Annotated in this window: 1 protein-coding gene and 1 pseudogene; both read right to left on the bottom strand. The window is 38.2% G+C overall.

Annotation, left to right across the window (positions count from 1 at the left end; translation table 11 throughout):
- Window positions 1-583 (bottom strand): annotated as a pseudogene (locus WMO25_RS18025) (hypothetical protein); the annotation flags it as partial.
- A gap of 39 nt (window positions 584-622) precedes the next feature.
- A partial coding sequence (locus WMO25_RS18020; protein ID WP_349086600.1) for a L,D-transpeptidase family protein occupies window positions 623-1,399 on the bottom strand: 777 nt, incomplete at its 5' end.

Here is a 1,399-nt window from a genome sequence, read left to right as displayed (position 1 = left end):
ACCATCCATAATGCATTTTACCATCGTTATCATAGTAATACTGTTGGTTCGGTCTTTCTGCCTGCACAGTCCATCCTGTCGCCATTACTCCATTATCATCAAAATAGTACCAAAAACCATCTATGTACTTTTCTCCAATAACATACGTGTTAGCAACATAATATTTCTTTCCTTCTTCAGTATCTACCCAACCTTCATGCTGTTCCTCAACTGGAGCATCTGTTTCCTCATTTTCCTCCTGACTGGTATTACTCTCAGGCTGGTTTTCACTATTTTGAAGTGGTGCATTATCACCAGTTAATGTGCCATCACTCGCACTTATAGAATCATCTTGATTCTGCTGTACATCATGACTACTCTGTGAATTCACATTTTCTGACAAATCACCTTGATAATTTTCACCATCATCCTCCAAAACAGCGGCATCTGATGATGGGTCAGTTAATGTCACTTGATCTGCATTCTTTTCTGTTTCTATCAAACTTTGATTTTCTATCTCTGATGCATAAGCTACAGTAGTTGTTGATGCCAACATTGTGCTAATTAAAAGAGCCGTAATCCCTCTCCTAAAACATTTCTTCATTGTATATTTCTCCCCATCTAACAATTACAAATTAAACACTTAATGGCATCCACGCTGTCGACATTTGTAATACATATTCGGATCTGTCGGATCCCATGTATGCCATGATGGCAATTTGTAAGCCGTCGGTCTCCCTAATGGTCCATATGTAGATGTATCACTATAAATAATGACTTTCGTCTGTAACGCACAATGATCGTAAACCCATTTTGCATCACCTGCTGTTAATCGGATGCATCCATGAGAAACCTGCTTACCTAAATTATTGTAGGCACTTACTGATAGACTATTATTATTGTTTGTAGAATTATAATACACCGAATGGAACAAATAATCACCCGAAATCTGAGTTACCCACTGTCCCCAGCTAGGTCCCATCATCCTGAGCCATCTCCACTTATCTGGTGTATAGAAAGTACCCGTTGGTGTAGATGCACCTGTAGAGCAAATAAATGCAACCATCGGCACAGTATAAGAGCCATCCCCATACTGCATATAAACAGTCACTGTATTCATCGGTTTATTAACTTTAATTACATATGATGATTCATTATTAAATGCTGAACGTAAATCCTTCACAAGATTACCATTTCTATCATAGGCTAACCAATATCCGTTAGAGTTTTTAAATGTATATGGTTTCATAACACCATACACTTTATCGAAGTAATACGCATTATTGCCGATAGCCTGCCAACCATACTGCATCTGCCCTCTATCGTTATAATAATACCGCTTTCCTGGTTTTTCAGATTGCACAGTCCACCCTGTTGCCATCACACCTGTTCCCTTTTTGAAATAATACCAATAATTTCC

The sequence above is a fragment of the Coprococcus intestinihominis genome, from assembly GCF_040096555.1.
GTDB lineage: Bacteria > Bacillota > Clostridia > Lachnospirales > Lachnospiraceae > Coprococcus_A > Coprococcus_A intestinihominis.
Note: the sequence above shows the minus strand (reverse complement) of the source record. Positions and strands in the feature narration are given on the sequence as shown.